Here is a 23,188-nt window from a genome sequence, read left to right as displayed (position 1 = left end):
AAAGGTTTAAGAAAATGTTTAAAAGTTTAACGTCTAAACCCTTAAACAATTTTAAACCCTTGAACAATTTTAAACTTTTAAACTCTTAAATCCTTGACTAAATGAGATATTCCAGACAAATAATCCTCCCTGAAATTGGGGAAACAGGTCAGCAAAAATTGCAGGATGCACGCATCTTAGTAATTGGTGCGGGAGGTTTGGGCTGTCCGGTTTTGCAAAATTTGGCTTCGGCGGGAGTAGGGAATATCGGAATTGTTGATGGCGATGTCGTGGACGAAACCAATTTGCACAGACAATTATTATATACTTTAAAAGATTGTGGGAGCAGTAAGGCCGAAACAGCTAAGAAAGTGATTTTGGAGTTGAATCCCGAGATTAATGTAACAGCTTTTTCAGAGTTTTTCACGGCACAAAATGCGATCCGAATTGTAGATGATTATCAAATCATTGTCGATTGCACAGACGCTATTACTGTACGTTATTTAATAAATGATGTGGCTGCCGCCAAAAGAATTCCGATGGTGTATGCTTCAATCCATAAGTTTGAAGGGCAGGTTTCGGTTTTTAATTATAAAAATGGGCCGAGTTACCGCTGTCTGTTTCCGGAGCAGGAAGGATTAAATACAGTACCGAATTGTGCTGTTTCAGGAGTTTTGGGAGTTTTGCCCAACACGATAGGAACGTTTCAGGCTACAGAAGTGCTTAAAATAATATTGGAAATAGGTGAAGTGTTGTCTGGAAAATTGTTGCATTATGATGGGCTTCATTTTCAAACGCAGCTTATTAATTTTTCAAAAAATCCAAAAGCGGTCGAAAAAAGTATCATTAACGGAAGTTTGCTTTTGAACAGTAAAAAAGTAATTGAAGATTTAACCCCCGAAGCTTTCTTGGAAAAATGCAGTCAGTCGGGGATAGTTGTCATTGATGTTCGGGAATTGGAAGAAAGTCCTGAGTTTAAAGGCGAGAATGTTATTCGGATTCCTTTGGGACAATTGGAAGAATATAGTAAGAAACTAGATAAAAATCAAGAAATAGTGTTGTTCTGTCAAACAGGACAACGCAGTCAGCAGGCTATGAATTATTTACTGAAATCAGGATTTGTCGGTGTTTTCCATTTGGGAAGAGGCATTGAATCGCTGAAAAATCAATTTCAATAGCAATCTCAATGGCAAATTCAATAACAATATCAAAAAAAATTAAAAACAGGCTATAGAAGTCACAGATAAAAAAAGTATCGGCGAAAATTCGTTTAATCCGTGTCATCCGTGGCCCAATAACAAAAATATGTCAACAGAGAAACCAAAGAAAAGTTCTTTTATTCAAGGACAAATAACCTCCGAGTTCATCGGGAATTCGATTGCCAAACACCAAAGTAAAACCACAATTGGCGCCCATAATATTTTTTTGGGTCAGGTTCGTGCCGATGTCATTGACGGTAAAACGGTGACCGCAATTGAATATACCGCCTACGAAGAAATGGCAGAACGAACATTTTATGAAATTAGAGAAGCCGCTTTTGCAAAGTATGAATTGTCCTGTCTGCATATTTATCACAGTTTGGGATTGGTAAAAACAGGTGAAATTTGCTTGTTTGTCTTTGTTTCAGCACCAAGACGAAAAGTAGTGTATGAAGCTTTGGAGTTTTTGGTAGAAGAAATAAAAGAGAAAACAGCGATTTTCGGAAAAGAAATTTTTGATGACGAAAGTTATATTTGGAAGAAAAACACATAAATAAAAATAGGCCACTCCCGATAGCTATCGGGAGACACGGATAAAACTGATAAACACGGATAGAAAATGATTTTTAATAAATTTTAAAAATCATTGTTGTCCGGCAAAAATATAAATAGAATTCTAAACTCAATATTTATGGCACTTACTGACAGGTCGCTCCTCTGGAGCTTGTTTTTATCAATTCTCTTTTCTACAATCAGAGTGTCCCTATGGGACTAAAATAGCTCCGTTAGGAGCAAACTGTCTGTAGAACATAGATGTTTTTTTTAATAAAGCTACAGAGTAGCGATCTGTTGATTATTCACAAAAATTTAATTAGACAATAATGTTTTAAAATATGTAATCAGTAAAAAATCCGTTTAATCTGTGCCATCCGTGGCAAAAAAATATACGTGCAGTAGGTAAATCTAAAATCCAAAATCGTTAATAAAAAATCTGAAATCTAAATGGTAGATATCACCCATAAAATAATTACGCAGCGCACCGCAACAGCTCAGGCTATTGTAAAAGTAGGTTCGGCTGAAACAATGCAGGCTATTATAAACAAAACCGTACCTAAAGGCGATGTATTGGAAGTGGCACGAACTGCAGGTTTGTTTGCGGTAAAAAACACTTCAAATTCGATTCCCGATTGTCACCCGATGCCCATTGAATTCACCGGAATTGAATACGAATTGCTCGATGATTCAGTGTTGATAAAAGTAACTGTTAAAGCGATTTACAGAACAGGAGTTGAAGTAGAAGCCATGCACGGTGCTTCGATAGTGGCATTGACGATGTACGATATGCTAAAACCTATCGACAAACAAGTCGAAATTTCGACTATAAAACTACTTCATAAAAAAGGAGGAAAATCGGATTATGGAGTAAAAGAAAATTTGGATTTATCGGTGGCGGTGATCGTTTGCTCGGACAGTGTTGCTAGTGGAAAAAAAGAAGACAGAGCCGGAAAAGTAATTTTGGATAAAGTCAAAAAAATGGGAATGACCGTTTCGAATTATACGGTAATTCCGGATGAGGTTGCCGATATTCAGGAAACGATTACCAAATTATGTTCCGGCAATAAAGATTTGATTATTCTGACCGGCGGAACAGGTTTGTCCAATCGCGATGTTACTCCCGAAGCGATTATACCAATGCTTGACCGTCGCATTCCGGGGATTGAGGAAGCAATTCGTTCTTACGGACAAGACAGAACGCCTTACGCAATGTTATCCCGAAGCGTTGTTGGTTTCAAAGGAGATACTTTGATTATGGCTTTGCCTGGATCTACAGCGGGAGCTAGTGAATCGATGGATGCCGTTTTTCCTTCGGTATTGCATTTATTTAAAATATTAAATGGTTTCAACCATGGAAAATAACAAAAATCCAATGCAGGACCACCACGGAAGGGTACACAATTACCTCCGCATTTCGATTACAGAACATTGTAATTTGAGATGTACGTATTGTATGCCTGCCGAGGGGATTGCGCTTACACCAAGAGCGCATCTGATGACTGCAGAGGAAATTGTTACCATTGCAAAGACTTTCGTAAAACTTGGCGTCAACAAAATCCGATTGACAGGAGGTGAGCCTTTGGTCCGAAAAGATGCCAAAAAAATTATTGAAGAATTAGGAAAACTTGGAGTAGTACTGACTTTAACAACCAACGGAATCCTAGTTCATGAATTTATAGATACTTTCAAAGAGGCCGGAATTACCACTTTGAACGTGAGTATTGACAGTTTGAAACAAGACAAATTCAATCAAATTACCCGTCGCAATTATTTTGAGAAAGTCATTGAAAATATTGATTTGCTCGAAAGAAACGGCTTCAAGGTAAAACTGAATGTCGTTGTTATTAAAGGATTTAATGATAACGAAATTGTTGATTTTATTGAGTTGACCAAAGAACGAAATATTCAGATTAGGTTTATAGAGTTTATGCCTTTTGACGGTAATCGATGGAATAAGGAAAAATTGGTAAGCTATGCCGAAATACTTTCGCACGTGAATGATTTTTATGTTGAATCTAATGTAAATCGTTTGCAGGATAGACCAAATGATACTTCAAAAAATCATAAAATTCAAGGTTATCAGGGCAGTTTCTCGGTAATCAGTTCGGTTACGAATCCGTTTTGCAGTACCTGTAACCGTATTCGTTTAACCGCCGATGGAAAATTGAAAAACTGTTTGTTTTCGAATACTGAAACTTCTTTGCTCGATACCTTGAGAGCAGGAGATTCAATAGAACCGCTTATCTTCCAAAATATAAAATCCAAATTCGCCATGCGTGGCGGAATGGATAATGATGCTAAATTCCAAGACCCGCTTCTTTTTTCGAAAAATAGAAGTATGATTAAGATTGGGGGGTAGTGCTATTTCACAAAGATTCACAAAGTCTATTGAGTAAGGTTTTTAATGAATTTCTAAAAAAAAAATCTGCGAGAATCTGCGAAATCTGCGTGAGAAATAGTGGCACGCCCCCGAAAGCTTTCGGGGTCGCTGATTAACGCAGATAAAATGGATTTATTTTAAAGTAATGAAAAGCAGATTATGAAAATAAAATGTTGATTTTTAGCCCCGATTACTTCGTCAGTTCGCTTCGCTCGTGTGAAGTGAAAATACTTATAAGCCGGGGTTCGGCTTATAAGATTGTAACGGATAGCGGGACCAATGTTTCCTAAAATAACAAATCTTTCTGCTCCAAAATACCTGACAAAAGTCATTTCGGCGCCATATAATCGTGGATACCTTTGCGAAATGAATGAAGAAAAAGAATCTGGCAAAAAAGGTTATAACAATTACGGTACCCATCTCCGCGAGAAATACAATGGGAAGAAAGTTTTCAAGGTAATTGTCGATGGTAATTTTAGCTGTCCCAACCGTGACGGACTGAAAGGTTATGGAGGTTGTACCTATTGTAATGTTGATTCCTTCACACCCGATATTTCAAGAAAAGCACCCACGATAGAAGATCAATTGCTTCAGGGGATGGAGCGTGCTAAAAAGTCATACAAGGCAGATCAATTCATTGTCTATTTTCAGCCGAATACCAATACTTATGCCCATGTAGATTATCTGAAAAATATTTACGACCGTGCTTTGGCTTTCAATCCTGATGAGGTTGTTGGGTTTTCGGTAGGGACTCGTCCTGATTGCATTGATGCCGAAAAAGTGGCTTTACTCGAAAGTTATTGCGACCGTTTTGATGTAGATCTCGAAATGGGAATGGAATCGATGTATGACGAAACACTGTTGAAAATCAACAGAGGTTGTACCCATGCCGAATTCATTACCGCAGTGGAGCTGTTAAAAGACAGTCCGATTGATTTGTGCGTACATACTGTTTTTGGATTTCCGTGGGAAACCCGCGAAATGATGCTCAATTATATCGCCGAAATCAACCGTTTTCCCCAAATAAAATTTGTCAAATTCCATCATCTGCATATCGTCGAAGGCTCGATTATGGGCGTACATTACAAGCGAAATCCGTTCCCGCTCTTCACTTTGGAACAATACACCGATTTGCTTTGCGAGTTAATTCCGCTCTTGCGTCCTGATATTGTTATTCAGCGCCTGTTTGGAATTTCTGATTGGGACTTGCTCATCGCCCCAAATTGGGGTCTCAAAAAAACCGAAATTCAACATTACATCGACTCCACGATCGAAAAAAGGGGAGTTATTCAAGGTTCGCAGTACAAAGGGAATTAGAAAGAGTGTTTTTTTGCCATTTTTTTTAAAATTAAGTGCAATTTATGGATAGTTTGTAAGAGTATCAGTATAGTATAAAAGAAATTAACTATATTGTCCTATCTAATACAAACCACTACCAATGACCAAAAAAGCAATTCTCTTAATAGGTTTTATCATTTTCAAATTTGTTTTACAATATTCATTAATAAGCTCTGACTACGATTTACAACGAGATGAATATTTGCACTTAGATCAGGGCCACCATTTGGCTTGGGGATATCTATCGGTACCGCCATTTACTTCCTGGATTTCCTATATTATTTATCTTTTAGGGAATTCGGTTTTTTGGGTCAAATTTTTTCCTGCATTGTTTGGCGCCTTGACCATTGTGGTGGTTTGGAAAGCAATCGAAGAACTCAATGGAAGTTTGTTTGCTTTGATTTTGGGAGCAATCGGGGTGTTTTTTTCGGCATTATTAAGGATAAATACACTGTATCAGCCCAATTCTTTTGATATATTGTGCTGGACGACTTTATATTTTGTTTTAATCAAATACCTCAATTCTAAAGATACTAAATGGCTTTTTATCGGAGCAATAGTATTTGTGTTTGGATTTCTGAACAAATACAATATTGGCTTCCTGATCATTGGATTGCTACCTGCATTTGTTTTGACAGAAGAGCGTAAAATCTTTGCTCAACCCAAATTATATTTAGCGTTTATTTTGGGATTATTACTTATTGCACCAAATCTTTATTGGCAATATGTAAACAACTTTCCGGTGATTCATCATTTAAAAGAATTGGCCGATACGCAGTTGGTTTATGTAGATCGATTAGGCTTTTTAAAATCACAATTACTCTTTTTTATCGGTTCCTTTTTCGTTATTGTATGTGGATGGCTTGCGCTGTTTTTGTATAAACCGTTCGAAAAATACAAACCGTTCTTTTGGAGTATTGTTTTTACGCTAGCCGTTTTTATGTACTTCAAAGCCAAAGATTATTATGCCATTGGGCTTTATCCAATTTATATTTCGTTCGGTTCTGTTTATCTGGGAAATCAGTTGAAAGAAGGTTGGAAGAGGTACTTACAGCCAGTTTTGTTTTTGTTGCCATTGTTGTTTTTTATTCCATTGTACAATGCTTTTTTTCCAAACAAAAGCCCCGAATACATTGCAAGTCACGCAAAACCGTATCAGAAATTTGGTTTGCTTCGTTGGGAAGACGGCAAGGATCACTTATTGCCACAGGATTTTGCTGATATGTTGGGTTGGAAAGAACTGGCCGTGAAAGTAGATTCTGTCGCTTCGACCTTACCTGATTTGGAACATACAATAATCATTTGTGATAATTACGGGCAGGCCGGAGCAATTAATTATTACTCTAAAAATAAAAAAGTAATTGCCCATTCCTTCAATGCCGATTATGTTAATTGGATTCCTTTGGACAAGAAAATAAAAGATGTTATTTTGGTAAAAGAGGGTGACGATGATGATAAAGAAAGGAAAAGAGAAATTCCGATTTTTGACACGGTGTATTTGGCAGGCAAAAGAATCAATAAGTTTGCCAGAGAGTCCGAAATTTCGATTTATGTTTTGCGGGGAGCCAAAGTGGATGTCAACAAAAGAATAAAAGAAGAAATGGAAAGAAAGAAAAATTATCAGGAATAATTTCAATTCAAGAAGAAAATCCAGGTATCTAAAATCTTTACTTAAATATATAACTAATTGATAATTAGAATTATATTTGGTATTCGAAATTTTAAAATCATATACCAATGGAGACATCAGATTTTACCACTGTGTTATTAGTTGACCAAACTCCCGAAGTGGCATTTAATGCCATTAGAAATGTTCGCGGATGGTGGTCAGAAGAAATTGAAGGCGATACCGAGAAACTTAATGATGAATTTACCTATCATTATGAAGATGTTCATTATTGTCAAATCAAACTGATTGAAGTGATCCCGAACCAAAAAGTGGTTTGGTATGTGAAGTATAATTATTTTAAGTTTACCAAAGACAGAAGCGAGTGGACGGGAACCAAAATGAGTTTTGAAATCTCCGAGAAAGATGGTAAAACAGAAATTCGTGTTACACATCATGGATTAGTGCCGGAATTTGAGTGTTATGATATTTGCAGTAATGCTTGGACGCAATACATTCAGCAAAGTTTAAAGAATTTAATCACCACAGGAAAAGGTAATCCAAATGCTACCGGAAAACCTACCACGGAAGACGAAAGGAAATTTAGTGCTTCAACAAAATAAAAGAATAAAAAAGCCCTCAACTTTATTGTCGAGGGACTTTTTTATTTGTTTCAATGTAATTATTTAATGTCTTTTGAGTGATATTTTACAAATCCGCCACAATTTCCATTACGATCAATGGATTGTTGAACAATAAGATTTCCAATATCGATCATATTATTCAATTCGTATAAATCTTTGCAAGCTAAATGATTTTGAATTTTATCGTCAATTTCGTTTTGTAAGCTTTTGAGTGTTTCTTTGGCTTTGAGTAAATCTGAATCAAATCGAACGATTCCCGCATTCTGACGCATTAACAACTGCAGTTTTGCTTTGGTTTGTGTGATGTATTCAGAATCGATTTTTGTTTTGCTTTTGTTTGACCAATCAGGGATTGTGCTGGCAGTTTTTGGCTCGATATAGGGATTATCTGCTAAGTAATGATATACTTTATCCGAGTAAACCAAAGCTTCCAATAAAGAATTTGAAGCTAGTCTGTTGGCGCCGTGAAGACCTGTTCTCGAACATTCGCCACAGGCAAATAAATTTTCTATCGATGTTTTTCCATTGATGTCAACCACAATTCCGCCGCACAGATAATGTTGGGCAGGAACAACCGGAATCCAATCTTTTTCAAGGTCAATGCCAATATTCTTGCAATGTTTATAAATCATTGGGAAATGGTTTTTGAATCCTACCATATCCAAATGGGTGCAATCTAAATAAACACATTCGTCACCCGATTTTTTGAGTTCCAAATCGATGCTTTGCGAAACAATGTCCCTGGAAGCCAAATCTCCTCTTGGGTCATAATGTTGCATGAAGAAATCCCCTTTTTTGGTTCTTAAACGCGCTCCGAAACCACGAACTGCTTCGGATATTAAGAATTTAGAACCTGTACTCTTGTCGAACAAAGCCGTTGGATGAAACTGAATAAATTCCAAATCCTGAATGGCAGCATGGGCACGATACGCCATTGCGATTCCATCACCTGTTGCTATGATTGGGTTGGTAGTGTGACCGTATAAGTGTCCTATACCTCCAGTGGCCAATAAAGTGAAATCCGATTGATAGGTGATAACCTCGTTAGTTTTTTCGTCAAGGGCATACGCACCTATACAACGATTTTCGGTTGTTATTAATTCCAACGCAAAGTGATGGTCGAGAACAGTAATGTTTTCTTTTTGTCTTACCTGTTCCAAAATGGCGCGCTGAATCTCATGACCAGTTTGGTCTTTATGGTGTACCACTCTGTTTTCAGAATGGCCTCCTTCTTTGCCCAAATCAAAAGCACCTTTGGCATTTTTGTCAAATTGGGCACCCCATTCTATGAGTTCTTTCAGGCGTTTTGGTCCTTCGGTGACTACCATTTTTACAACCGTTTCATCACACAAGCCATCTCCACAAATGAGGGTATCCTCAATATGTTTTTGGTATGAATCTTCCGTTTTGTCAGTAACAATGGCGATGCCACCCTGAGCATATTTGGTGTTGGATTCGTCTGCGGTTGCTTTTGTGATTATGGTAATGGTTCTCTCTGGAAAACGATTGGCCATCTTGAGTGCAAATGTAAGCCCTGCTACTCCGGAACCTATAACTAAATAATTGGATTTAATCATTATTAAGATAATTCGAGCATGCGTTCGATAGGGATTAGCGCTTTTTCTCTGATGTCATCCGGAACATCAATTTCCGGAGTTTCGTTTAGCAGACAGTCATACACTTTTTGCAGAGTGTTCATTTTCATGTATCCACATTCGCTGCAAGCACAAGTATTGTCTTCGTTTGAAGGTGCCGGAATAAGGATTTTGTTTGGAACTTCCTGTCTCATTTTATGCAAAATACCCGCTTCAGTAGCGACAATAAATTTGTTGCTTGGATTGGTTTTAACATAATTGATCATTCCTGCTGTCGAACCAATATAGTTGGCAGTTTTTAGGATATGTGTTTCAGATTCAGGGTGTGCTATGATTTCGGCATCAGGGTTTTGTTTGTACAAAGCCACCAGTTTGTCCAGTGAGAATGCTTCGTGAACCACACAGGAACCGTCCCAAAGCAACATTTTTCTACCGGTTTTCTCCATAACATATTTTCCTAAATTTTTATCCGGCGCAAAAATGATAGGTTTGTCCAAAGGGATAGATTCTACAATTTTAACCGCATTGGACGAAGTAACCACAATATCTGTCAATGCTTTTACTTCAGCAGAACAGTTTACATAAGTGATTACGATATGATCGGGGTGAGCTTCTGTAAATTCTTTGAATGTATCTGCAGGACAAGACTCGGCTAGTGAACAGCCGGCTTTCAAATCGGGCAGAATTACTTTTTTAGTTGGGTTTAATATTTTGGCAGTTTCGGCCATGAAATGAACTCCAGCGAAAAGGATAATATCGGCATCCACTTTCATTGCTTCCTGAGATAATCCCAAGCTGTCCCCTACATAATCTGCCACATCTTGTATATCGGCTTCCTGATAATAATGCGCCAAGATTACCGCATTTTTCTCCTTTTTTAATTCCAATATACGCTCTTTAAGACTTTTCATTTTTTAAAAACTTTAATAGTGTTTTTTAATTGAAGGTTAATTCTATGCAAATATAAGGCAAAACTTTGAAGGTTCGCATCTTCGAAAGCTTTCTAAAAGTTTCAAAAAAAAAGTTTTTGTTAAAAAAAAGCGTGCTTTAAGGGTTTTGCAACCTGCGAATTTAATGGAATATGTTTCGTTTAGATATGATATTTATCAGGTTTTAAGCGAATTTGTATGGTGATATTTGCATAAAAGTTAATTAAACCAATTTTACATTTTATGACTACTAATAAACAACTGCATAATTTCCATATTCCGGTGATGGGATTGGGCTATACAATTGATAGTCCGATACGTGTGGCACAATATGGAATCACCTCCGTTGTTTCCATTATTGATGACGATTTGATGGAAAAAATGAACGCTTTTTACAGTGAAAAATTCAAAATACCATATCAGGAAATCACCGAGAAGATTCATGATTACCGTGCTGAAAGAGTTACTTCGTATTTGAATTTGATGGATACTATCGTAAAAGATAAATTCGAAAAATTTAAAGTTGAATTGACCGAAAGCAAGCAGTCTTTGGAGAATTACATTGCTATGTTGCCTAATAAATCGGAGATCAAAAAAGGATTGCAAAACTTTATTGATGAAGGAATTACTTTTAAGGATTCCATCAAAAAATACATTGAAGAGCACCTTGCTCCCGGAGAAATCGATGTCAATATCATGACAAAAGTCGATAAGGATAATTTTAACAAAAACCAGCAATTACCGGTTGAGTTTAATGATGCACATGCTTCGCTTCGTGGTTTTGCTAACAGTAATTTGTCATCATCAGTGGTGCTTTCTGCCGGAATGAACCCAAGATTGTATGCTTATTTTGAGAATTTCCCCGTTTTTTATCCAGATGCAGATAATAAATTGCAAAAGAAAATTATCCTGAAAGTGAGCGATTTTCGTTCGGCGATGATTCAAGGTAATTTCTTGGCGAAAAAAGGACTTTGGGTTTCTGAATACAGAATTGAATCTGGACTAAACTGCGGAGGACACGCTTTTGCTACTGACGGTTATTTGTTGGGGCCAATTTTGGAAGAATTTAAACAAAAGAAAGAGCAATTAATTCAATCAGCTCATGAGTTGATGGTAAAAGCATTGGAATTAAAAGGAATGCCTGTTCCTGCAAAACCTTTCGAATTGAAAATTACAGTTCAAGGTGGTGTTGGTACTGCCGAAGAGCACGACTTTTTATTGGAACATTATCAAGTGGATTCTGTGGGCTGGGGATCACCATTTTTATTGGTTCCCGAAGCGACTTCTGTTGATCCTCAAACCCGAAAATTATTAGAAAAAGCGAAAGAAGATGATTTTTATTTGAGCCATATTTCACCTCTTGGAATTCCGTTTAATGCGGTGAAAGGAACTACGAATGAATTTTACAAACAAAAACGTATTCAGGATGATAAAGCGGGAAGCTCTTGTCCTAAGAAATATTTGGCTTTGAGTAAAGAATATGGGCCAAAGGGAATGTGTCCGGCTTCAAAAAAATATCAGGATTTAAAACTGGAAGAGTTGAATGCTGAAAAAGATTCATTGACCAAAGAAGCTTTTAACAGAAGAAAAAACAGTATTACGGAGAAAGCATGTCTTTGCGTAGGTTTGGCAAACGCTTCTTATCTTGAAAATAATATAAAAATAAAAGGGCAGCCTCAAGGGGTGGTTATTTGTCCAGGGCCAAATTTGGCTTATTTTGACAAAGAAGTTTCGCTTTTGGATATGGTAAAGCACATTTACGGAAACGGTTCTGTACTTGGTAACAAGGAACGTCCAAATGTGATCATCAACGAGTTGAAAATGTATATGGATTATCTGAAAAACGAAATCAATAGTTTTTCTGATCAGATTACGGCTGCACAAGTTAAAAAACTGAAAGCTTTCAAAAGTAATCTGAACGAAGGGATTGAATATTACCAATCATTAATTGCAAATAACAATTGGTTTGAGAAAAGTAAACAAAACATCGAAAAGCAATTAAAACAATATAAAGACGAACTCTTTGATCTTTGTATTCCTGAACAGGAAGTTGCTGTTGCAGTTTAAAAACCGAAAAGGGCTTGATGAATTTCAAGCCTTTTTTTTTGCTCTACGCTTTGTTCAGAATTAGTATCGCAATGATGGTAATTAAAATTGCAATGATCCAAAATATCAGATGAGTTAATAGAGTCAAAAAGAAAGTTTTAATTTTTGACAAACGATTGAAAAATTGAACATTGGTCCAAAAATACATGACAAAATCAATGAGCAGTGTTATATTTGTTAATACTGCTATGGTCGGAGTACCGTTATAATAATAAACTAACGGAATAAACAGTATCGAAATATATAATTTTTGGGCAGCTTTGTAAGTGTTGAGCACAAAATATTCGATAAAATTATAACCTTGTTTTCTAAAACAAATTTTGGTGCCAATGGTGTGCAACGGGATACTGAGTAACGTTATCCAAGCAAAATGTGAAATAGACCATTCTTTGAATTTTTCAATTGCTATCGAATAATCAGAAGTTGCGCTTGGTTCTGTTTCTGTAAACAGGTTTATATGCAACAGATGAATTAAAGTAATATAAACAGTTGCCAAAATTGCTATCAACGAAATGGGCTTGAAATGTTTAACCCTTTTCCCCTCAATAAATTCGCGAATTGAATGTCCTGGTCTGGTGAATAGCTGCTTGGCCGTGTAGGTTATTCCGCTGTCAAAATGGAATAACCCATGCTGGATATCATGCCATAAATAATGTAAGTTGAGTTTGTGGGTTTCGGCTGTTTGTCCACAATTACCGCAATAATGTCCTTTGAAAGTTTGATGGCAGTTTTTACATGTGATATTCATTTTCGATATTTTTTAATCTTCATAAAAAATTGAAATTAAATATTTTAGAGTAAATATAAAGGAATTATCGAACAGTAAATTAAATTATTTATGATAATATTTTTGGAACCTAAAATGGACTTAATATTTCAAAAAAGTATCCCCCGACTTAATTCCCATTGCCAATTCTTCTAGATTGGTATTTTCGAGCATATTAGCCAATTCGGTTCTAATGGATTTGAATTTTTCGTGCATCGGGCAGGGGTGGTCGTCAGAACAATTGGTCAGTCCTAAACCGCATCCCGTAAAAACACGGTCGCCCTCCAGGGCATTTACAATTTGTGCGAGTTTAACTTCCCGCATTGTCTCTCTCGGGATTTCGAAGCCTCCACCAACTCCTTTAACGGAATTAATGATGTTGCCTTTCGACAATATTTGAAGAATTTTGGCCGTAAAAGCTTCGGGGGAATCAATTTTTTTGGCAATGTCTTTTAGCCCCACTCTTTGGTTTTGATAAGATTGTGAAGCTATGAAAATCGTGGCACGGATGCCGTATTCACAGGTTTTGGAAAACATAATATATTTTTTTCAAAATTAAGAAATTAGTTTCAAAATAGATAGTGATAATTGATATGATTAGGTTGTTTTTTGCTAAAAAATTTGCTTAGTCTCGTCCAATAAGTTGAAACTGAAAAAAAACAAAATTTTTCAATCATTTACAAAATCAAAGCCCCCCAAAACGCACAAAAGAACCCAAAACAAGCATTAAAACTCCAATTATAGTAACTGATAGGATATGAAAAGTCATTTCGGGTAATTTATCGGGATTGGTTTTCAGTTTTGGCAACACTCTGAATTGCGCACTCAATGCAAAAAGTACTGTCAATAAAAGCAAAAGCAGTTTGGTTGAAACTACTTTTTCTATTGGTGTCGAAAATTGAAACCAATATTCGATGCTTACACCATATTTGTAGGCCATCAGGATTCCTGTTATTACCAGTAATGCCAGCGAAGTCATTCCTACCGGCTCGTATTTTCTTTCATAGTTTAGAATGATATTTTGATTCTTCTCCCGGAGTGCTTGTGGCAAATGGCCAAAGACCAGCAACAAATGCCCTCCTACCCAAATAGAAGCACACAAAAGATGAATGATTAATAATAAATGATGGCTCATATAATTTTTGGTTTAAGTTTAAAAATGCCGACTGTCAGCATCAAAAGTCCCACAGGCAAAAAGATACTTGACAAAAATAAATTTAGATAATAATCTGGAAGTGATCCTTTGTCCAAAAACAGCCAAATACCTTGAAGGAATAAAAGGATTTCAGTTGCCACAAATCCTACTAGAAATAGAATCATTCCCCATTTCTGAATTCCATTTTTCGGATTTAGAAAATTATTTTGAAAGGCAAATCCAAACAAGAATCCAGTGATAATTCCCAACATTGTTAAATGAATATATCCAATGACGAAATTCCTAATCTCGTGAGAAACTTGTGCCAGTTCTGGAATTAAAACAACCAATTGGATGATAATTTTTAAAGCCAATGAAAATAAAGCAAATCCGTAAACGGTTTTTATCAAAGGAGAAAGATTGGAGAAGAACTCGCGTAATTGCGGTTTGGCAATTTGGATAAAACGAACAGCCGAAACCAATTGCAATACCACACCAATTGCATTTATCCAATGAAAAATAGGATTAGACAAATACCAGCTTACCGGTAAAGCCAATGTTAATACTGTTGCGCTTACAAACAGGTTATAGATTACCTTAAATTTTTTCTCGTCGAATGTTAGTTTTGCTTGTTTGAAAAATAATGCTAAAACCGCAAACTGAAACCAGCCGTTAAACTGAAAATGAAGGAAAAACTGAATCGCAATTTGGTAAATGGCACTTGCTTTTCCAGCCAGTCCTACTGCCGGCCCTAAACACCAAACGCCAACGGTAGATAACAGCATAAAAAATAAAGCCGTGCGTAACATTTTCTTTTCGGGAAATGAAATTGACTTAGTGTCTTTCCAAATTAAATAACAGAAATAGTAACTGCAAAATATGTGTAAAGTTGAAAACAGTATCGACACAAAAGCATATCCCTGGGCAGGAAAATCAATCATCATTCCGATTACTGCGATTTCCGTTACCCAAAATAATTTGTTGTAAATGGGTTTTTCTTGTGCTTTTTCAGGGATAAAAGAGTAAAATATCAAGCAATAAAGCATCATATACACCCAGCCCAGCATTGCAACATGCGAATGCCCGTGCATCAAAAACTGAAAATTGACTCCTTCAATCGGGGAAACATACATCCATCGGAGCAATAATCCCATTAGCGAAGCGATGAAAAAATTAGCGAAGCAAATTAATATCCAATGTTTTCTCATTATTGATTTTGGCTGTTTTTTGTTTTGTAAACAAAAGTGGTTTAAATATAGATTGTAGGTTTAATTTAGCTCCAAAAATTTGCGTTTTCATTTTCTACAAAAGCGTCTTTGGAATGAATTTCTTCAATTATTTCCAATTGTTTTTTTGTTGCAGATTTTTGAATTTCAGCGAATAAAATACGCTCTTCAAAACGAATATGAGCTTCAAGTTCCTTCTCTATACTTTTTAAATTTGTTTCTAGATCTGAAGTGGTTTCAAATAAATCAGTTAAACGTTTGTGTTCTTTCAATGCTTGTTGAATGTGCTCATTGTCTGCTTCAAGAATGGGGAAAATGTATTTTTCTTCCAATTCGAAATGCGTTTGAAGATGATTTTGGTAAAACCAATTAACGTATTCCTTAATGCGTTCCAGTTCGATGTTTTTCGCCATTCCGGTTTTAATTTTCCAGCAAAGAAGTAAAGCATGATGATGGTCGTGACTAAATGGCTTTAATTCAGGGGCTCTTTTTATCGGTGTAGTTGGTTTCATTTGATTAAAATTTAAGCATTATAAAAATAATGAATTTGGTTTTAGGGACTATCCTCTAAAATGCACCTTGATTTTTTCTGTTGAAAGATTTTCGTTTTCCAAATCCCTGAACGAATGCCCTAGTTTTTCAATGGTTGGCGCTTCATTCCTAAAATGCTGAATATAGTAATTTCCTAAATAACCGATGTTTTCCAAATAGGAAATCATCTGTCGAATATCATCTTTCTTCAATAAATCGGAATGTACCGTTGTGCGCACTTCAAATGGAACTTCGCTCTCAAGCAATAAATGTAGTGACTTTTCGAACGGAATAAAAAGTTCTGACTGTGTTATCTTTTCGAAGTTTTCCGGCATGGCTTTAAAATCCAATGCAACATAATCGATAAGTTTTTTGTCGATGAGTTCTTTGAGTATTTTGGGTTGCGAGCCGTTTGTGTCAATTTTGACCAAGAATCCCATATTCTTGACTTCGTTAATGAAAGCGACACTTTTTCTGTGAAGTAAACATTCACCACCGCTAAAAACAACAGCGTCTAGCAGATTTTTTCTGCTTTTTAGGAATTGGATTGCGTTTTCGAATGAAATAATTCCTTTCCCAAAAACAATTTCGGGATTGTAACAATAGACACACCGCATATTACAGCCTGCAAACCAAAGGATGCAAGCTGATTTGTGCGGATAGTCCAATAAGGTAAAAGGTGTTAGGCTATAAATGGGTCTAACAGCACTTTCCTTCAGTAAAATGGGTTCGTTGTTTGTGTTCACCTTTCTTTCCAATATTAAAACTTTCTACGGGTCTATGATAGCCCATTACGCGTGTGTACACCAAACATTTGGTGCGCAATTCTTGATTTTCTGCTAAAATCTGATTGGTTGTTAGTTTCATAGCTTTTAAGGGTTTAAAGTTTAAATTGTTTAAGGGATTAATTTAGTTTAAGGTTTAAAGTTGTTTAAGAGTTTAAACCGTATTAAACTTTTTTTAAACAACTTTAAACCATTTTAAAACTTTTTTTATAGTTCAATAAATTTTGCTTTTTCGGCAATAATGATTTCATCACATTTTGGGCAATATTCGTGTTCCCCGTTCAAATAACCATGCATTGGACATACGCTGAATACTGGTGTTACGGTAATGTATGGCAGCCTGAAATTGGTAATCACTTTTTTGACAAATTGTTTACACGCTTCGGGTGAACTTATTTTTTCGCTCATATAAAGGTGTAAAACCGTTCCTCCTGTGTACTTGCACTGCAATTGATCCTGCAATGTTAAAGCTTCGAACGGATCTTGTGTGAAATCTACCGGAATTTGCGAGCTGTTAGTATAATAAATGTTCTCTTCCTGTCCCGCCTGAATAATGTCGTCATAACGTTTTTTGTCTTCTTTGGCAAAACGATACGTTGTTCCTTCGGCTGGTGTTGCCTCCAGGTTGTATAGATTTCCTGTTTCTTCCTGGAATTCTTTCATTCTATTACGAATGTGATCCAGAATTTCTGAGGCAAATTCAATCCCGGTTTCAGAGGTTACATTGTCTTCTTCGTTAGTAAAATTTTCTATCATTTCATTCATTCCGTTCACCCCGATAGTTGAAAAGTGGTTTCTGAAATGTTCCAAATAACGTTTTGTGTAAGGGTACAATCCGCGGTCGTACATCTCTTGGATAAATACTCTCTTTTTCTCCAGAGTCGATTTGGCTATGTATAAAAGATGATCCAATTCTTCGTATAATTTCCCTTTATTTCCTTTATTAAGATAACCTAAACGTGCCATGTTGATGGTTACTACACCAATACTTCCAGTCATTTCAGCGCTTCCAAAGAGTCCATTGCCACGTTTTAGTAACTCTCGTAAATCCAACTGTAAACGGCAGCACATACTGCGAACGGCATTAGGTTTGTAAGCATTCTCATTTTCAATCTGATTGCCATTTTCGTCTAAAATATATTGACTTCCAATGAAATTCTGGAAGTAGGAAGAGCCAATTTTCGCAGTATTTTCAAAAAGCAAATCGGTGTTTTCTCCATCCCAGTCAAAAGCTTCGGTAATATTCACCGTCGGAATAGGGAAGGTGAAAGGCTGTCCATTGGCATCGCCTTCAGTCATTACAGTATAATAAGCTTTATTGATAAGGTTCATTTCTTTTTGGAAATGCTCATAACGCAAGTCGGTTACTTTGGTTACTCCTCTTTCTTTTGCTCTACTTAATAAATCTTTGTTTTTATTGAGTTCAAATATATGATGGTCATTTTTGGTTGGAATTTGCATTTTTAGATCGTCAGGAACAATCCAATCCAAAGTGATATTAGTAAATGGTGATTGCCCCCAACGTGCGGGAACATTCAGGTTGTAAACAAAACCTCTGACCGCTTTTAAAACGTCCTCGAATCCTAAATTATCTTTGAAAACATAAGGTGCCAGATAGGTGTCAAAAGAACTGAAAGCTTGTGCACCCGCCCATTCACTTTGTAAAATTCCAAGGAAATTAGCCATTTGTCCCAAAGCTTCCCTAAAATGGGAGGGAGGTTTGCTTTCCACACGCCCTCGTACACCGTTGAAGCCTTCGTTCAGCAACACACGCAAACTCCAGCCAGCGCAATAACCTGTGAGACAATCCAAATCGTGAATGTGGATATCTCCATTGCGGTGGGCATAACCTTCTTCTTTGGAATATACTTTATCCAACCAATAATTGGCAATGATTTTTCCGGCCACATTGTTTACTAATCCGGCATTTGAATAGGAAGTATTGGCATTGGCATTGATACGCCAATCGGTTTGTTCAATATATTCCTGAATGGTCTGAGTGCTGTCTACATAAGTAGTGTCATCATTCAGTCCTGCTATATGCTCACGCTGTAATTTTCGGGTATGTCGAAACAGCATGAACGATCGCATTACATCAAAATACTTTTTTTCATACAGCTTCTTTTCGATCATGTCCTGAATTTCTTCGACAGACCATACTTCTTCAGCTTCAAGCTGGATGATAATGCTGTTATAAACACTTTCATCAACAACTACTGAAGCGCTTTTGAAACTTTTTTCAATAGCATCTTTGATTTTATAACTTTCAAATGGCTTGTATTTGCCATTTCGCTTGATTACGTAATTTCCCATAGTTGTTGATTTTTAGTGTTTATATTTTTTTTTATTGTTGAGCCGAAAAGTCTTTTTCGAGCTTAGCTGCTTTTGGAAATAGAATGTTATTTTCCAAATGAATATGTTTGTGCAAGTCTTCTTCAAATTCCTGAAGCATTGCAAATGTTACTTTGTAAGTGTTGCAACCGTCTGCCGGTGGCGTGTAATTGTTGCTCAATGCAGCAATTTTTCTAAAACGTTCCCCTTCGGCATCATGTTCGTGCATCATCATGGCAATTGGGTTCTCTACCGTTCCAAAATGAGGCTGCTCAAGTAATTCGTCCGAAATTGTAGCATTGACCATTTTTTTGATAAATGGAAACAAAATCAGTTCTTCTTTTTTCATGTGCATTGCCAATTCTCCGGCGCAACCTTTAAAGAGTTCGTTTATTTCTATCAACTCCGGATGATTTGCTCCGTGAACTCTACTTAATTTGTCTAAAAACTGAAGTAGTGTTGGTGTTTTTTCTGCTACATAACGGTGATGTGTTTTTTCGATATAATCGGCTAATAAATCGATTGGCCAAGAATTATAATCAATTCCAGATTCACTTTTTAACGATAAAATAGCTTCAATTTCTTGTAATAATTCACTTGGAGTAATCTCTTTTTTCTCGCAAACTTCCTCTACAGTTCTGTTCCCTTTACAGCAAAAATCAATTCCATATTTGGAAAATAAAGCTGCCGTTCTGAAGTCTTTTGCCACAAATTCACCTATTGTTGTTTTCTCTAAAATTTCCATAATGTTGTTTTTAATTTTTAAAAATTTATAAGCACAAAAATAGGTGTTTTTACAATAAAAGACAAATTTATCCTTAATAAAATTTATTATTTCAAAATTTTATAAGTTATTGAAAGCTAAAACAATGAGATTTGGGGAGTTTGCTTTTTTTGTCTATGTAATTTTACGACTAATTGAAAATTTGGAACATGATTTTTATCATATTTTGGGACTGACTTAAGAACATTTTGATGTTGAAAACTTGTCGAAATTTCATTTTTTTAATACCTATTATATATTATGGTGTAAAATAAATAAGAAGAAAAAAAATTAAAATAAATGACATTTATTATAATAAAAGACAAAAATATCTTTTATATTTGCGTTTTAATAAAAGATAACTTTATCCTTTATTTAAAATTAACAATTTTATTAACTAACAAAAACAGATTATTATGCTTTCAAAATCACAAGCACGGGCATTTTTTCTGGGAGGAACATTGGTCACCTTTTTAATCTTTATCGGATTGACTATTTATTCGTTTATGCCCAGAAATGATCAAACGAATTACAAGGCTATCGACAAACAAGTAGTGAGAGGAAAAGAAATTTGGGAACACAACAATTGTATGGGTTGCCACACTATTATGGGTGAAGGAGGCTATTATGCTCCAGAATTAACCAAAGTTATCGATCGTAGAGGAGAAGGTTATGTTAAGGCCGTATTGATGTCGCCTGTGCCGTGGTCACCAAACGGCCGAAAAATGGTTGCCTATAATATGAATGAAAAAGATGCCGATGCCGTTGTGGCCTATTTAAAATGGATCGGGAAAATTGATTTGAACGGATTTGACCGCATTGTATCGCCATTAGCTAAAGAAAATAATTAAAAAAAAGTACTATGAAATATAAATCACAAAAAGTAGCCTATTGGTTTTTTGCACTGTGTATGCTGCTGTTCTCACTACAGATTGTCTATGGTTTTATCATGGGCTTTGATAGAATAGGTATTCAGGGGTTGCACGAAATTATCCCTTTTAATGTTGCCCGGGCGGTGCATACTAATTTATTGGTTGTATGGTTGCTGACCGGTTTTATGGGAGCGGCCTATTATATTATTCCCGAAGAAGCACAACGCGAATTGATAAGTGTGAAATGGGCCTATGTGCAATTGATTTCCCTTGCAGTTGTCGGAGTAATTGCCATTGTTGGTTTTCACTTTAATCATTGGGAAGGTAGAAAATTCCTTGAGATTCCGAGAGAGCTTGATTTCTTGGTTGTTGTCAATGTATTATTGTTTCTAGGCTTGATTTTAGGAACACTTTTCAAAGGAAAACGCAAAACTACAACGGCACTAGTATTGAGTATGGGATTGTTGTTTGCTGCCTTATTATATCTTCCAGGAATGATTTGGTTCGACAGCCAGGTAATGGATTCATTTTTCCGTTGGTGGGTTGTTCACTTGTGGGTTGAAGGTGTTTGGGAATTAATTATGGGAGGTATTCTTTCCTATTTATTAATTAAACTGACTGGTGTTGATAGAGAGGTAATCGAAAAATGGTTGTATGTAATCGTTGGGTTGACTTTCCTTTCAGGAGTTTTAGGAACTGGACACCACTATTATTATATAGGTGTAAACAAAATTTGGTTGATCGTTGGAGGGATTTTCTCAGCGTTAGAGCCTTTGGCTTTCCTTGCAATGGCTTTATTTGCTGTGAATATGTACCGCAAGGGAGAAAAAAGCCATCCTAACAAAATTGCTTTATTTTGGACAATAGGTTCTTCCATCGTTTCTTTTATTGGAGCAGGATTACTTGGTTTCGCACATACTCTGCCACAAACTAACTTGTACACACATGGAACTTTGGTTACGGCAATGCACGGACACTACGCCTTCTGGGGTGCATATGCGATGATTGTTTTGGCTATAATCAGTTATGCATTGCCAAATGTAACTGGCCGTAAAAGATATCAAAGCCCAACTGGAATGGCAGCTTTTTGGTTATCTAATATTGGTATGTTAGGAATGACAGTTGCTTTTGGAGTTGCTGGTGTGGCACAGGTTTATTTGGAGCGAAAAATGAAAATGGAATTCATGGTCGTACAAAATGAAATCAGTATTCACTTTGTGGTATTGTTGATTTGCGCTACGATGTTCACCACAGGAATCTGTCTTTTTGTTTACGATTTCATAAAATACGGCCGTCCGACAGACGAAGCCTTAAGAGCATAATTTTTTTAGTAATTAATAGTCTTTAGTGGTTGGTTTGGAATTTAAGTCATTGTCTGAATAAATTCCAATTTCAAAAAAATGAATAAACAAATAATGTTTTGATTCATCTCTCTCTTAAATTTTTTTGATGTCCCCAAAGTGCTGATCACTATCGACTAATTACTAAAATAATATAAACGACTTACTAATTCAGATTTCCTTTTAACCGGAACGTTGAGATGACTGTTTTTTGAACTTCCATTTCCATAGAAACTTTTGTTTCACGTTTCGGTTTTTTCAAAAAAATAAAAAATATGTTAGCAGATACTTTAATAAGCGCCCCTTATTACCATGCAGTAGGCAAAGAAGTAGAAATCTTTGAACATTCGTATAAAAATAAAATCCCTTTTCTGCTGAAAGGTCCCACAGGTACCGGTAAATCCCGTTTTGTGGAGTATATGGCGCATAAATTCGAAAGAAATCTGATTACGATCAGTTGTCATGAAGAAACTTCTTCAACCGATTTGATTGGCCGATTTATCATCAAAGGAGCGGAAACGGTTTGGCTTGATGGCCCTTTAACTACTGCTGTAAAGAATGGGTCGATTATCTATTTGGATGAAGTGGCCGAAGCCCGTCCCGATGTGATTGTGGCGATCCACTCACTGACCGATCATCGACGCATACTGTATATAGACAAGTTAGGGGAAACAATCAAAGCGCATGAGGATTTTATGCTTGTTGCTTCTTTCAATCCAGGTTATCAAAGAGGTTTTAAGGAACTGAAACCTTCTACACGCCAAAGGTTTATTGCTGTTTCGTTTGATTATCCGGAACCGAAAATTGAGACCGAAATTTTGGTTGCAGAGACAAATATTGACAATGATACTGCCAAAAAACTGGTAGCCATAGGTAACAAGATTAGAAACTTAACCGAATTAGGATTGACCGAAACGGTTTCGACACGACTTTTGGTTGATGCTGCCAAAATTATTCACAGCGGATTGCCAAAGAGATTAGCTGTTCATGTGGCGATTGTTGAGCCGTTGACAGATGATTTACAAACATTGGAAGCACTGAAGGATTTGTGCAATTTGATGATATAATACCGTAGGGACAATTCACATGTAGGGACAACTCGCGAGTT

22 protein-coding genes are annotated in these 23,188 nt (G+C 36.3%); 11 read left to right on the top strand and 11 right to left on the bottom strand.

All coding sequences use genetic code 11. The features are described from left to right. The first annotated feature begins 101 nt into the window (after nucleotides 1–101). The 7 genes from OZP12_RS18650 to OZP12_RS18620 all read left to right on the top strand — a co-directional run bounded on the left by OZP12_RS18650 (nucleotide 102) and on the right by OZP12_RS18620 (nucleotide 7,680). Nucleotides 102–1,157, top strand: coding sequence for a HesA/MoeB/ThiF family protein (locus tag OZP12_RS18650; RefSeq protein ID WP_281226582.1), 1,056 nt, complete (start codon nucleotides 102–104; stop codon nucleotides 1,155–1,157). Between the two features lie 127 nt (nucleotides 1,158–1,284). Beyond that, nucleotides 1,285–1,731, top strand: a complete 447-nt coding sequence (locus OZP12_RS18645) for a molybdenum cofactor biosynthesis protein MoaE (protein WP_281226581.1) — start codon at nucleotides 1,285–1,287, stop codon at nucleotides 1,729–1,731. Nucleotides 1,732–2,180: 449 nt separating this feature from the next. After that, complete coding sequence (moaCB, locus tag OZP12_RS18640; RefSeq protein ID WP_281226580.1) at nucleotides 2,181–3,095, top strand: bifunctional molybdenum cofactor biosynthesis protein MoaC/MoaB; 915 nt, start codon at nucleotides 2,181–2,183, stop codon at nucleotides 3,093–3,095. After that, a complete protein-coding gene (gene moaA / locus OZP12_RS18635) occupies nucleotides 3,085–4,092 on the top strand; it encodes a GTP 3',8-cyclase MoaA (RefSeq protein ID WP_281226579.1) in 1,008 nt (335 codons plus the stop codon). The genes moaCB and moaA overlap by 11 nt, the downstream gene beginning before the upstream one ends. A 300-nt stretch (nucleotides 4,093–4,392) precedes the next feature. Continuing rightward, nucleotides 4,393–5,430, top strand: a complete 1,038-nt coding sequence (mnmL, locus tag OZP12_RS18630; protein WP_281226578.1) for a tRNA modification radical SAM protein MnmL/YtqA — start codon at nucleotides 4,393–4,395, stop codon at nucleotides 5,428–5,430. A gap of 121 nt (nucleotides 5,431–5,551) precedes the next feature. After that, entirely contained in the window at nucleotides 5,552–7,081 is a 1,530-nt protein-coding gene (locus OZP12_RS18625) for a glycosyltransferase family 39 protein (protein ID WP_281226577.1), read from the top strand. 107 nt (nucleotides 7,082–7,188) lie between these two features. After that, nucleotides 7,189–7,680: an SRPBCC family protein gene (locus tag OZP12_RS18620; protein WP_281226576.1), complete on the top strand. Its 492-nt coding sequence runs from the start codon at nucleotides 7,189–7,191 to the stop codon at nucleotides 7,678–7,680. A 59-nt stretch (nucleotides 7,681–7,739) separates the two neighbouring features. Here the strand turns inward: OZP12_RS18620 and nadB are convergent, their stop codons facing one another. Both nadB and nadA read right to left on the bottom strand, forming a co-directional pair. Then, the gene (gene nadB / locus OZP12_RS18615) at nucleotides 7,740–9,278 is read right to left on the bottom strand and encodes an L-aspartate oxidase (RefSeq protein ID WP_281226575.1); all 1,539 of its coding nucleotides are present in this window, start codon (nucleotides 9,276–9,278) and stop codon (nucleotides 7,740–7,742) included. 2 nt (nucleotides 9,279–9,280) lie between these two features. Then, on the bottom strand, nucleotides 9,281–10,207 hold the full coding sequence (gene nadA, locus OZP12_RS18610) for a quinolinate synthase NadA (protein WP_281226574.1): 927 nt from the start codon (nucleotides 10,205–10,207) through the stop codon (nucleotides 9,281–9,283). 261 nt (nucleotides 10,208–10,468) lie between these two features. Between nadA and OZP12_RS18605 the strand changes: the two genes are divergently transcribed. Continuing rightward, on the top strand, nucleotides 10,469–12,292 hold the full coding sequence (locus OZP12_RS18605) for a hypothetical protein (protein WP_281226573.1): 1,824 nt from the start codon (nucleotides 10,469–10,471) through the stop codon (nucleotides 12,290–12,292). Nucleotides 12,293–12,335: 43 nt separating this feature from the next. Here OZP12_RS18605 and OZP12_RS18600 read toward each other — a convergent pair whose 3' ends face one another. The 9 genes from OZP12_RS18600 to ric form a co-directional block, all read right to left on the bottom strand. Then, nucleotides 12,336–13,079, bottom strand: a complete 744-nt coding sequence (locus OZP12_RS18600; RefSeq protein ID WP_281226572.1) for a DUF3667 domain-containing protein — start codon at nucleotides 13,077–13,079, stop codon at nucleotides 12,336–12,338. Nucleotides 13,080–13,199: 120 nt separating this feature from the next. Then, on the bottom strand, nucleotides 13,200–13,634 hold the full coding sequence (locus OZP12_RS18595; RefSeq protein ID WP_281226571.1) for an RrF2 family transcriptional regulator: 435 nt from the start codon (nucleotides 13,632–13,634) through the stop codon (nucleotides 13,200–13,202). Nucleotides 13,635–13,782: 148 nt separating this feature from the next. Next, nucleotides 13,783–14,232 carry a CopD family protein gene (locus OZP12_RS18590; RefSeq protein WP_281226570.1) on the bottom strand — a complete coding sequence of 150 codons (450 nt, stop codon included), beginning with the start codon at nucleotides 14,230–14,232 and terminating at the stop codon, nucleotides 13,783–13,785. Beyond that, the gene (locus OZP12_RS18585; RefSeq protein WP_281226569.1) at nucleotides 14,229–15,440 is read right to left on the bottom strand and encodes a hypothetical protein; all 1,212 of its coding nucleotides are present in this window, start codon (nucleotides 15,438–15,440) and stop codon (nucleotides 14,229–14,231) included. Before OZP12_RS18585 ends, OZP12_RS18590 begins: the two co-directional genes overlap by 4 nt. A 65-nt stretch (nucleotides 15,441–15,505) precedes the next feature. After that, nucleotides 15,506–15,970 carry a hemerythrin domain-containing protein gene (locus tag OZP12_RS18580; protein ID WP_281226568.1) on the bottom strand — a complete coding sequence of 155 codons (465 nt, stop codon included), beginning with the start codon at nucleotides 15,968–15,970 and terminating at the stop codon, nucleotides 15,506–15,508. A 48-nt stretch (nucleotides 15,971–16,018) separates the two neighbouring features. Then, nucleotides 16,019–16,735 carry an anaerobic ribonucleoside-triphosphate reductase activating protein gene (locus OZP12_RS18575; protein WP_349293559.1) on the bottom strand — a complete coding sequence of 239 codons (717 nt, stop codon included), beginning with the start codon at nucleotides 16,733–16,735 and terminating at the stop codon, nucleotides 16,019–16,021. Continuing rightward, nucleotides 16,689–16,856, bottom strand: a complete 168-nt coding sequence (gene nrdD, locus OZP12_RS20590; RefSeq protein ID WP_349293558.1) for an anaerobic ribonucleoside-triphosphate reductase — start codon at nucleotides 16,854–16,856, stop codon at nucleotides 16,689–16,691. Before nrdD ends, OZP12_RS18575 begins: the two co-directional genes overlap by 47 nt. 125 nt (nucleotides 16,857–16,981) lie before the next feature. Further along, nucleotides 16,982–19,087 carry a ribonucleoside triphosphate reductase gene (locus OZP12_RS18565; protein WP_281226567.1) on the bottom strand — a complete coding sequence of 702 codons (2,106 nt, stop codon included), beginning with the start codon at nucleotides 19,085–19,087 and terminating at the stop codon, nucleotides 16,982–16,984. A gap of 31 nt (nucleotides 19,088–19,118) precedes the next feature. Then, nucleotides 19,119–19,850: an iron-sulfur cluster repair di-iron protein gene (gene ric, locus OZP12_RS18560; protein ID WP_281226566.1), complete on the bottom strand. Its 732-nt coding sequence runs from the start codon at nucleotides 19,848–19,850 to the stop codon at nucleotides 19,119–19,121. A gap of 434 nt (nucleotides 19,851–20,284) precedes the next feature. Here ric and OZP12_RS18555 point away from each other — a divergent pair, with 434 nt between their 5' ends. From OZP12_RS18555 to OZP12_RS18545, 3 genes are all read left to right on the top strand, one after another. Beyond that, nucleotides 20,285–20,719, top strand: a complete 435-nt coding sequence (locus OZP12_RS18555; protein WP_281226565.1) for a c-type cytochrome — start codon at nucleotides 20,285–20,287, stop codon at nucleotides 20,717–20,719. A gap of 11 nt (nucleotides 20,720–20,730) precedes the next feature. Then, nucleotides 20,731–22,062: a cbb3-type cytochrome c oxidase subunit I gene (locus tag OZP12_RS18550; RefSeq protein ID WP_281226564.1), complete on the top strand. Its 1,332-nt coding sequence runs from the start codon at nucleotides 20,731–20,733 to the stop codon at nucleotides 22,060–22,062. Nucleotides 22,063–22,355: 293 nt separating this feature from the next. Further along, nucleotides 22,356–23,147 (top strand): CbbQ/NirQ/NorQ/GpvN family protein, encoded by a 792-nt coding sequence (locus OZP12_RS18545; RefSeq protein ID WP_281226563.1) that lies wholly within the window; start codon nucleotides 22,356–22,358, stop codon nucleotides 23,145–23,147. Nucleotides 23,148–23,188 lie beyond the last annotated feature (41 nt).

The sequence above is a fragment of the Flavobacterium aquiphilum genome, from assembly GCF_027111335.1.
GTDB classification, from domain to species: domain Bacteria; phylum Bacteroidota; class Bacteroidia; order Flavobacteriales; family Flavobacteriaceae; genus Flavobacterium; species Flavobacterium aquiphilum.
The sequence above is the reverse complement of the archived record's forward strand: the minus strand, read 5'-3'. Positions and strand labels throughout refer to the sequence as shown.

What these genes read in the sequence shown, in the direction of transcription:
- OZP12_RS18650 (WP_281226582.1), top strand. Translation starts at nt 102, where the DNA reads ATGAGATATTCCAGACAAATAATCCTCCCTGAAATTGGGGAAACAGGT.
- OZP12_RS18645 (WP_281226581.1), top strand. Translation starts at nt 1,285, where the DNA reads ATGTCAACAGAGAAACCAAAGAAAAGTTCTTTTATTCAAGGACAAATA.
- moaCB (WP_281226580.1), top strand. Translation starts at nt 2,181, where the DNA reads ATGGTAGATATCACCCATAAAATAATTACGCAGCGCACCGCAACAGCT.
- moaA (WP_281226579.1), top strand. Translation starts at nt 3,085, where the DNA reads ATGGAAAATAACAAAAATCCAATGCAGGACCACCACGGAAGGGTACAC.
- mnmL (WP_281226578.1), top strand. Translation starts at nt 4,393, where the DNA reads ATGTTTCCTAAAATAACAAATCTTTCTGCTCCAAAATACCTGACAAAA.
- OZP12_RS18625 (WP_281226577.1), top strand. Translation starts at nt 5,552, where the DNA reads ATGACCAAAAAAGCAATTCTCTTAATAGGTTTTATCATTTTCAAATTT.
- OZP12_RS18620 (WP_281226576.1), top strand. Translation starts at nt 7,189, where the DNA reads ATGGAGACATCAGATTTTACCACTGTGTTATTAGTTGACCAAACTCCC.
- nadB (WP_281226575.1), bottom strand. Translation starts at nt 9,278, where the DNA reads ATGATTAAATCCAATTATTTAGTTATAGGTTCCGGAGTAGCAGGGCTT.
- nadA (WP_281226574.1), bottom strand. Translation starts at nt 10,207, where the DNA reads ATGAAAAGTCTTAAAGAGCGTATATTGGAATTAAAAAAGGAGAAAAAT.
- OZP12_RS18605 (WP_281226573.1), top strand. Translation starts at nt 10,469, where the DNA reads ATGACTACTAATAAACAACTGCATAATTTCCATATTCCGGTGATGGGA.
- OZP12_RS18600 (WP_281226572.1), bottom strand. Translation starts at nt 13,079, where the DNA reads ATGAATATCACATGTAAAAACTGCCATCAAACTTTCAAAGGACATTAT.
- OZP12_RS18595 (WP_281226571.1), bottom strand. Translation starts at nt 13,634, where the DNA reads ATGTTTTCCAAAACCTGTGAATACGGCATCCGTGCCACGATTTTCATA.
- OZP12_RS18590 (WP_281226570.1), bottom strand. Translation starts at nt 14,232, where the DNA reads ATGAGCCATCATTTATTATTAATCATTCATCTTTTGTGTGCTTCTATT.
- OZP12_RS18585 (WP_281226569.1), bottom strand. Translation starts at nt 15,440, where the DNA reads ATGAGAAAACATTGGATATTAATTTGCTTCGCTAATTTTTTCATCGCT.
- OZP12_RS18580 (WP_281226568.1), bottom strand. Translation starts at nt 15,970, where the DNA reads ATGAAACCAACTACACCGATAAAAAGAGCCCCTGAATTAAAGCCATTT.
- nrdD (WP_349293558.1), bottom strand. Translation starts at nt 16,856, where the DNA reads ATGAAACTAACAACCAATCAGATTTTAGCAGAAAATCAAGAATTGCGC.
- OZP12_RS18565 (WP_281226567.1), bottom strand. Translation starts at nt 19,087, where the DNA reads ATGGGAAATTACGTAATCAAGCGAAATGGCAAATACAAGCCATTTGAA.
- ric (WP_281226566.1), bottom strand. Translation starts at nt 19,850, where the DNA reads ATGGAAATTTTAGAGAAAACAACAATAGGTGAATTTGTGGCAAAAGAC.
- OZP12_RS18555 (WP_281226565.1), top strand. Translation starts at nt 20,285, where the DNA reads ATGCTTTCAAAATCACAAGCACGGGCATTTTTTCTGGGAGGAACATTG.
- OZP12_RS18550 (WP_281226564.1), top strand. Translation starts at nt 20,731, where the DNA reads ATGAAATATAAATCACAAAAAGTAGCCTATTGGTTTTTTGCACTGTGT.
- OZP12_RS18545 (WP_281226563.1), top strand. Translation starts at nt 22,356, where the DNA reads ATGTTAGCAGATACTTTAATAAGCGCCCCTTATTACCATGCAGTAGGC.